At 62.5% G+C, this 8282-nt stretch carries 7 protein-coding genes, 2 tRNA genes and 1 other annotated feature; of the genes, 7 read left to right on the top strand and 2 right to left on the bottom strand.

Annotated features, from left to right (window positions below):
- Positions 1–76: transfer RNA gene (locus ACH2AT_RS10255), tRNA-Pro, on the bottom strand.
- Between the two features lie 41 nt (positions 77–117).
- Positions 118–191: transfer RNA gene (locus tag ACH2AT_RS10260), tRNA-Gln, on the bottom strand.
- A 221-nt stretch (positions 192–412) separates the two neighbouring features.
- On the opposite strand from ACH2AT_RS10260, the gene ACH2AT_RS10265 reads away from it, so the two are divergent.
- The 7 genes from ACH2AT_RS10265 to ACH2AT_RS10295 all read left to right on the top strand — a co-directional run bounded on the left by ACH2AT_RS10265 (position 413) and on the right by ACH2AT_RS10295 (position 7823).
- Complete coding sequence (locus tag ACH2AT_RS10265; protein ID WP_394965788.1) at positions 413–1489, top strand: 6-phosphofructokinase; 1077 nt, start codon at positions 413–415, stop codon at positions 1487–1489.
- A 43-nt stretch (positions 1490–1532) separates the two neighbouring features.
- Positions 1533–1764 (top strand) — a binding site (T-box leader).
- A gap of 60 nt (positions 1765–1824) precedes the next feature.
- On the top strand, positions 1825–4452 hold the full coding sequence (locus ACH2AT_RS10270) for a valine--tRNA ligase (RefSeq protein ID WP_394965790.1): 2628 nt from the start codon (positions 1825–1827) through the stop codon (positions 4450–4452).
- 28 nt (positions 4453–4480) lie between these two features.
- Positions 4481–4981: a VanZ family protein gene (locus ACH2AT_RS10275; RefSeq protein WP_394965792.1), complete on the top strand. Its 501-nt coding sequence runs from the start codon at positions 4481–4483 to the stop codon at positions 4979–4981.
- A complete protein-coding gene (locus tag ACH2AT_RS10280) occupies positions 4981–6243 on the top strand; it encodes a bifunctional folylpolyglutamate synthase/dihydrofolate synthase (RefSeq protein ID WP_394965794.1) in 1263 nt (420 codons plus the stop codon). The genes ACH2AT_RS10275 and ACH2AT_RS10280 overlap by 1 nt, the downstream gene beginning before the upstream one ends.
- Before the next feature lie 115 nt (positions 6244–6358).
- Positions 6359–6655 carry an anti-sigma factor antagonist gene (locus ACH2AT_RS10285; RefSeq protein ID WP_394965795.1) on the top strand — a complete coding sequence of 99 codons (297 nt, stop codon included), beginning with the start codon at positions 6359–6361 and terminating at the stop codon, positions 6653–6655.
- 18 nt (positions 6656–6673) lie between these two features.
- The gene (gene spoIIAB, locus ACH2AT_RS10290) at positions 6674–7108 is read left to right on the top strand and encodes an anti-sigma F factor (protein WP_394965797.1); all 435 of its coding nucleotides are present in this window, start codon (positions 6674–6676) and stop codon (positions 7106–7108) included.
- Positions 7109–7148: 40 nt separating this feature from the next.
- Complete coding sequence (locus tag ACH2AT_RS10295; RefSeq protein ID WP_394965799.1) at positions 7149–7823, top strand: sigma-70 family RNA polymerase sigma factor; 675 nt, start codon at positions 7149–7151, stop codon at positions 7821–7823.
- The last annotated feature ends 459 nt before the right edge of the window (positions 7824–8282 follow it).

An 8282-nucleotide genomic window follows, 5' to 3' on the forward strand; every position in this document is an offset into this window, starting at 1 on the left:
TGGTCGGAGTGGCGGGATTTGAACCCACGGCTTCCTAGTCCCGAACCAGGCGCGCTACCAACTGCGCTACACCCCGAAAAAAACAGCAGCAGCAAATGCCGCGCTGCTGCTGTTTCCTGGTTGGAGAAGAAGGATTCGAACCCTCACAAACAGAGTCAGAGTCTGTCGTGCTACCCTTACACAATTCTCCAATATCTTTTTGCGCCGCGAGGCGTTCTCGCGAGTGCTTTATTATTATAGCGAAGCCGCGGGGGTTTGTCAACACTTCTTTTTGAAAATTTTTGTGTGCCGCTTTTTGTCAAAACCCATTGACAAAAAGGGCGCGGCGGGGCTACTCTTAAACTACAAATTGAAATTGGAAAAACGCGCCCGGCCATTCCCGCGGCGCGCGGTGAAAAGGGGACATGCAAAGATGAAACGACGTGTTGGCATCCTCACCTCCGGCGGCGACTGCCCGGGCCTCAACGCCACCATTCGAGGCGTTGCGAAAGCGCTGTATGAGCGCATGGACGACGATGTGGAGATCATTGGCATCATGAACGGCTATCAGGGCCTCATCGACGGCGATTGGCGCGTGATGAAGCCCCGGGAATTTTCTGGCATCCTCACCGTGGGCGGCACCATTCTGGGCACCAAGCGCACCCCTTTCAAGCTGATGCGTGTGGTGGGCGACGATAAGGTGGACAAGGTCGCCGCTATGAAAAAGAACTATAAAGAGATGAAGCTGGACTGCCTGCTCTGCCTTGGCGGCAACGGCACCCACAAGACTGCCAATCTGCTGGCGCAGGAAGGCCTGAACATCATCGGCCTGCCCAAAACCATCGACAACGACATCTACGGCACCGACGTCACCTTCGGTTTCCACACCGCGGTGGACATCGCCACCGAGGTCATCGACCGCATCCACACCACCGCCGGCAGCCACAGCCGCTGCATGGTGGTGGAGATCATGGGCAACAAGGCCGGTTGGCTGACCCTCTATTCCGGCATCGCCGGCGGGGCGGACATCATCCTCATCCCTGAACTGCCCTATACCATCGAGAACGTCTGCGCCGCTGTGGAAAAGCGCGCCAAAGAGGGCAAGACGTTCTCCATCGTCGCCGTGGCCGAGGGCGCATACGACACCGAGGAAGCCCGCATGAAGAAGAAGGAGCGGGCCGCCAAGCGCGCCGAGGCCGGCGAGCGCACCGCCACCGACCGCATCGCCCGCCAGATCGAGGAGATGACCGGCTGCGAGACCCGCGTCTGTGTGCCCGGCCACATGCAGCGCGGCGGCAGCCCCTCCGCCTACGACCGGGTGCTGGCCACCCGCTTCGGCACCTATGCGGCCAAGTTGGTGGCACACGAGCATTACGGCGTGACGGTGGCCATGGTGAACGGCCATGTCACCGAGAACGCCCTGGAGGAGATCGCCGGCAAGAGCCGCCTTGTGCCCGAGGGGCACGGTATGCTGGAGGTGGCCCGCAGCATGGGCGTGTGCATGGGCTGAGCGTATTGACAAACGCCCCGCCGCCGCTTTATAATGTATAAACACAAATGCGCCGATGAAGAGGGCGCGCCGCACATCCCTTCCTTGCAGAGAGCCGGGGGCAGCTGAAAACCCGGCGGAAGGCGCGGCGGGCTGTCGCTTCTGAGCAGGCGCGGCGAACGCTTCAGTAGCCGCGCACGGCCTGCCCCCGTTACAGGGCTCTCGAGTGGCCGCGTTTTCGGACGCGGCAATTTGGGTGGTACCGCGGTTTTGTATCTTTACAGGCCGTCCCAAGTGTGCACGCACATGGGGCGGCCTTTTTGTACGCCCCGCCAGAACTCACAGGAGGGAAGAACATGAAAGAACTGGAAAAACTCTATGATCCCGCCCGCGTGGAAGACGGCGTCTATGCCTTCTGGCTGAACGGCGGCTACTTCCACACCAAGGCCGACCCCGGCAAAAAGCCCTACACCATCGTGATGCCGCCGCCGAACGTCACCGGCCAGCTGCACATGGGCCACGCCATGGATGAGACCTGGCAGGACATCCTCATCCGATTCAAGCGGATGCAGGGCTACGCCGCCCTGTGGGTGCCCGGCACCGACCACGCCTCCATCGCCACCGAGGCCAAGGTGGTGGCCAAGATGAAAGAGGAGGGCCTCACCAAGGAGATGCTGGGCCGCGACGGCTTCCTGGAGCGCGCCTGGGCCTGGAAAAACCAGTACGGCGACCGCATCGTCAGCCAGCTGAAAAAGCTGGGCTGCTCCTGCGACTGGCAGCGGGAGCGCTTCACCATGGATGAGGGCTGCTCCAAGGCCGTGCTGAAGGTGTTCCAGTACCTCTACGACAAAGACCTGATCTACCGCGGCGAGCGCATCATCAACTGGTGCCCCCACTGCAAGACCAGCATCTCCGACGCGGAGGTGGAATACCAGGACCAGGACAGCTTCTTCTGGCATCTGAAATACCCCATCGTGGGCACCGACGAGTATCTTATTCTGGCCACCACCCGTCCCGAGACCATGCTGGGAGACACCGCCGTGGCCGTCCATCCCGACGACGAGCGCTATCGGCACCTCCACGGCAAAAAGGTGCTGCTGCCGCTGGTGAACAAGGAGATCCCCATCGTCACCGACGAGTATGTGGACATGGAGTTCGGCACCGGCGTGGTGAAGATCACCCCCGCCCACGACCCCAACGACTTCGAGGTGGGCCAGCGCCACGGCCTGCCCATCGTGAAGTGCCTGGACGAGACCGCCCACATGACCGCCGACTGCGGCAAGTACGCCGGCATGGACCGCTACGAGGCCCGCAAGGCCATCGTGGCCGATCTGGAGGCGGGCGGTTACCTGGAAAAGATCGAACCTCACCCCCACAACGTGGGCACCTGCTACCGCTGCGGCACCACCATCGAGCCGATGGTGTCCAAGCAGTGGTTCGTGCGGATGGAGCCGCTGGCGAAACCCGCCATCGACGCGGTGCGCGGCGGCGACATCAAGTTCGTGCCCGAGCGCTTTGACAAAAACTACTATCACTGGATGGAGAACACCCGCGACTGGTGCATCAGCCGCCAGCTGTGGTGGGGCCACCGCATCCCGGCCTGGTACTGCGACGCCTGCGGCAAGGTGCATGTCAGCGCCGAGCCCCTCACCACCTGCCCTGACTGCGGCGCGCCCGTGCGCCAGGACGAGGACACCCTGGACACCTGGTTCTCCAGCGCCCTGTGGCCTTTCAGCACCCTGGGCTGGCCCGACGACACCGGGGACCTGCGGTATTTCTATCCCACCAACACCCTGGTCACCGGCTATGACATCATCACTTTCTGGGTCAGCCGCATGATCGTGGCCGGCCTGGAATACACCGGCAAGGCTCCCTTTGACACGGTGCTCATCCACGGCCTGGTGCGCGACGCCCAGGGCCGCAAGATGTCCAAGAGCCTGGGCAACGGCATCGACCCGCTGGAGGTCATCCGCGACTACGGCGCCGACGCTTTGCGCCTGACCCTGGTGCTGGGCGGCACCCCCGGCAACGACACCCGCTTCTCCGACGAGAAGATCAAGGCCAGCCGCAACTTTGCCAACAAGCTGTGGAACGCCGCCCGCTTCGTGATGATGAACCTGCCGGAGGATTTCGAGGCCGGGCTGCCCGCCGCCGGCAAGCTGGACCTGAGCGACAAGTGGGTGCTCTCCCGCCTGAACCACCTGGCCCGCGCAGCCACCGAAAACCTGGAAAAGTTCGAGCTGGGCCTGGCCGCCCAGAAAATTCAGGACTTCATCTGGGAGGTCTACTGCGACTGGTACATCGAGATCGCCAAGGTGCGCCTGAACGGCCCCGACCCCGAAGAGGCGGACACCGCCCGCAAGGTGCTGGTCTACGCCCTCACCCAGGCGCTCAAGCTGCTGCACCCCTTCATGCCCTTCATCACCGAAGAGATTTACCATGCGCTTCCCGGCACCGGCGAGAGCATTATGATCGAGCAGTGGCCCCGGTTCATCGACGCGCTGGACTACGCCGCCGATGAGGCCGACTTTGAAAAGCTGATGGACTACATCAAAGCGGTGCGCAACCTGCGCGCCGAGATGGGCGTTCATCCCGCCAAGCGCAGCAGCATGGTCATCGAGACCGCCGACACCGCGGCCTTCCGCCGGGGCGGCGAATATCTGGCCAAGTTTGCCTTTGCCACCTCTGTCACCGTCACCGAACATTACGACGGCCCCACCGGCGGCATGGTGCAGGCCATCACCCACAGCGCCCGGGGCTTCATCCCCATGCTGGAGCTCATCGACCGGGACAAGGAGCTGGCCCGCCTGAACAAGGAGAAAGCCGGCGCGGAGAAAGAGATCGCCATGTTCACCCGCCAGCTGGATAACCCCGGTTTCGTGAGCAAGGCCCCCGCCCAGGTGGTGGAGGACATCCGCGCCAAACTGGCCCGCGCCCAGGACAAACTGGCCCGCATCGACGAGAGCATCGCCGCTCTGGGCTGAAGGCGAAACGCCGAAAGGAACACTGCCTTTGGAAACAAAACGCAAGACCAGCCCGCTGGTCATCCTCGCCCGCATCCTCTTCACCGGCTGCCTTATTTACAGCGTCTGGTTCATCTTTCAGAACTCGCTGCAGATCGCCCAGGCCTCCGGTGAACAGAGCCAGCGGGTGCAGGAGATACTGAATGCCCTGGCCGCAAAGGTGGGGCTGGGCCCCTTCTCGCTGCACACCGTGCGCAAGATGGCCCACTTCGCCGAGTTCGCTCTGTTGGGCTTCTGGTTCATGCTCTGTCTGCGGGTCTACACCCGGCACTTTGTCCGTCACGTCAGCTGGCCGCTGTTCTGCGGCCTGCTGGTGGCGGTCATCGACGAGACCATCCAGCTCTATGTGCCGGGGCGCACCTCCAGCACGCTGGACGTGCTGCTGGATTTTTCCGGCGTTTGGTGCGGGCTGTTCGTGGCTCTGCTGATCCTGCTGTTCATCCGCATGTGCGGCATTCTGTGGCGAAACAGGGAAAGGGATGAGGAATGATGCCCACGGCTCTTGACTGGCTGCAAAGCCTGCCCCGCCTTTCGGGCGCGCCCGGCCTTAGCCGGATGAAAGCCCTGCTGGCCGCGCTGGGCGACCCCCAGAAACGGGGCCGTTATGTCCACATCGCCGGCACCAACGGCAAGGGAAGCGTGGCGGCCTTCACCGCAAACATCCTGCAAAAAGCCGGCTTCAAAACGGGGCTGACCATCTCGCCCTATGTGGTGGGCTTTTGCGAGCGGTTCCAGATCGACGGGCGGATGATACTGCCTGAGACGCTGGAACGGCTGGCCGCGAAGGTGCGTTCCGCCGCCGAAACGCTGGCAGAGGCGCCGGTGCAGTTCGAGGCGGTCACCGCGCTGGCCCTCTGCTGGTTCGACGAGGAGCAGTGCGACATTGCCGTGCTGGAGACCGGCCTCGGCGGCCGCTTCGACGCCACCAACGCAGTGGAGAACACCCTGGTGGCGGCCATCACCCGCATCGACCTGGACCACACCGAACTGTTGGGCGGCACGGTGGAAAAGATAGCCGCCGAAAAGGCGGGCATCGTCAAGCCCGGCTGCACTGTGGTCACCTACCCGGTGCAGGAAAAGGAGGCGCTGCAGGCCATCGCCGCCGCCTGCATCCGCGAAAAAGCAGACCTGGTGGCCCCCGAGGCGGAGGACGTCCATCTTCGCCGCGGCGGCCTGTTCGAAAACCGCATGGAATACGGCGGCTATGAGGTAAACCTCGCCCTGCCCGGGGCGCATCAGGCCTGCAACGCGGCCATGGCCATCGAAATTGCGCTGGCGCTGTGGCGGCGGGGCCTGGACATCTCCGACGAGGCTATCCTGGAAGGCCTGGAAGCCACCCGCTTCCCGGCCCGCATCGAGGTGCTGCGCCATCAGCCGCTGGTGCTGCTGGACGGCAGCCACAACCCGGCGGGCGCGGCGGCGCTGGCCGCTACTCTCAAGGCCCAGAAGCTGCCGCAGAAGCCGGTGGCTGTGCTGGGCGTCCTGGCGGACAAGGCTGCCGCCGAAATGCTCCGCGCGCTGGGCGATTCTTTCAGCACGATCTACGCCGTCCCGCCGGACTGCTCCAGGGCCATGAGCGCCGAAGCGCTGGCTGAACTGGCGGCCCGGGAGCTGCCGGAGGTGCCGGTCTATCCCTGCGCCGATCTGGACGAGGCGCTGAACGCGGCCCTCGGCCTGCCCCAGGGCGCGGTGGTCTGCGGCTCGCTCTACCTTGCGGCCCAGGCCCGGCCGAAGCTGCTGGAACGGCTGTGACCCGTCGCCGCCATGTTGCGGCAAAAAATTCGCACCCGACCCCGTATACTTGGTAATTGCCAGGCATACGGGGCTTTTTGTTTGCATAGATGCCGGGCAAAGGAGGAAAAGAAGGATGGCAAAGGTCACGTTCACCCACGCGGGCGACACCCTCGTCGCCTATCTGTCGGGCGAGATCGATCACCACACCGCCCAGCTCCTGCGGGAGCAGATAGACGGCCAGATCGCCGGCAGCATGCCCGCCCAGCTGGTGCTGGATTTCGGCGGCGTGGATTTCATGGATTCCAGCGGCGTGGGGCTGATCCTGGGCCGCGCCAAACAGATGCAGGCGCTTGAGGGGCGCATCATGGTGCAGAAAGCGCCGCCCGCCGTGGCCAAAATGCTGCGGCTGGCCCGCATCGAATCCATATAAAAAAGGAGCGCACAGGCAATGAAAGCAAAGAATCTGGTCAAACTCAGCTTCTACTCCCGCAGTGTCAACGAGGGCTTTGCCCGGGGCGCGCTGGCGGCCTTCCTGGCCCAGGCGGACCCCACCGTGCCCGAATTGGCGGACGTCAAAACCGCCGTCAGCGAGGCGGTGACCAACTGCATCGTCCACGCCTACCCCGGCGGGGTGGGGCTGGTGCACATGTCCGTCGCCCTGTACGAGGGCGGGAAAATCAAGATCACCATCACCGACAAGGGCGTGGGCATTGCCGACGTGGAAAAGGCCATGCAGCCCATGTTCACCACCGGCAACCCGGAAGAGCGGGCGGGCCTGGGCTTTGCGGTGATGCAAAGCTTCATGGACAAGGTCAAAGTTGCCAGCAAGCCGGGGCAGGGCACCCGTGTGGTGATGACCAAGACCCTCGCCGGCCGCGGCTGAACCTCTCTTACATATCTTTCTATAGAGAGGGGGCTTTTCCGTGCCGACCAAACTGGGCCCGCGGGAGGAGTTCATACAAAACAATCTGGGCCTTGTCCATGCCTGCGCGGGGCGCTTCCGGGGCCGGGGCATCGAGTACGACGACCTCTATTCCGCCGGCTGCATGGGGCTGGTCAAGGCCTACGACGGATTCGACGAGGAGCGGGGCGTACAGTTCTCCACCTACGCGGTGCCGGTCATCCTGGGGGAGATAAAAAAGCTCTTTCGCGACGGCGGCACCGTCAAGGTCAGCCGCTCCCTCAAGGAGCTGGGCCTCAAGGTGAGCGCTTTGCGGGAGACCATCATCAAGAACACGGGGGCTGAACCCACTGTCGGCCAGCTGGCAGAGGCGCTGGGCGAGCGCCCCGAGCAGGTGGCCCTGGCCATCCGGGCCGGGCAGCCGGCCATCTCGCTGACCCCCGCCGCCGACACCGAGGACGCCCGCCAGCTGGACATCCCGGTGGATTCCCCCGAAGAAGACCTGGCAGACCGCATCGGGCTGGAGGAGGTGCTCTCCGGCCTGCCGCCTCAGGACCGCACGCTCATCTATCTGCGCTTTTTTTCGGGCAAGACCCAGAGCGAGACCGCCCGGGTGCTGGGCACCACCCAGGTGCAGATTTCCCGGAGGGAGCGAAAAATCCTGAAAGAAATGCGGGAACTTCTGCTCCAGGGATAGAAAAAGTTGAGAAAATTTTTGCACAAGGGCGTCCAGAGGCCGCTTTTCTTTTTGTTTCGCGTCCAAATGTTCAATACGGATAGTAAACTGCAAAAGCGCGGTTTCAAGCCTTTCGTACAGCCTGTATAAACCGCTGACGCAAACAGTCTGGAAAATCAACAAAAAGGGGCAGGACAAATGGGCAAAGTGCCAAAAGACTGACTTTTTGCCAAAAAACATGCTTTTACCCGTTGACTTTTAACCTTCCAGTGTGGTATTATAACAGGGCCGCAAAACACGAGGTTAGCCGAGTGAAAAGCTTGCGAAAAATCTTTCAAAAAACTCTTGACAAAGAGCGAAACGAGAGATATAATAAGCAAGCTGCCTCGCGAGAGGGGCGGCAAGAGGACCTTGAAAATTGAACAATAAGAAGAACTTGAAGGACCCTTTTTTGAGTGTGGAAAACACTTTAAAAATTCC

Source organism: Candidatus Allofournierella excrementigallinarum, from assembly GCF_944388085.1.
GTDB classification, from domain to species: Bacteria; Bacillota; Clostridia; order Oscillospirales; family Ruminococcaceae; genus Allofournierella_A; species Allofournierella_A excrementigallinarum.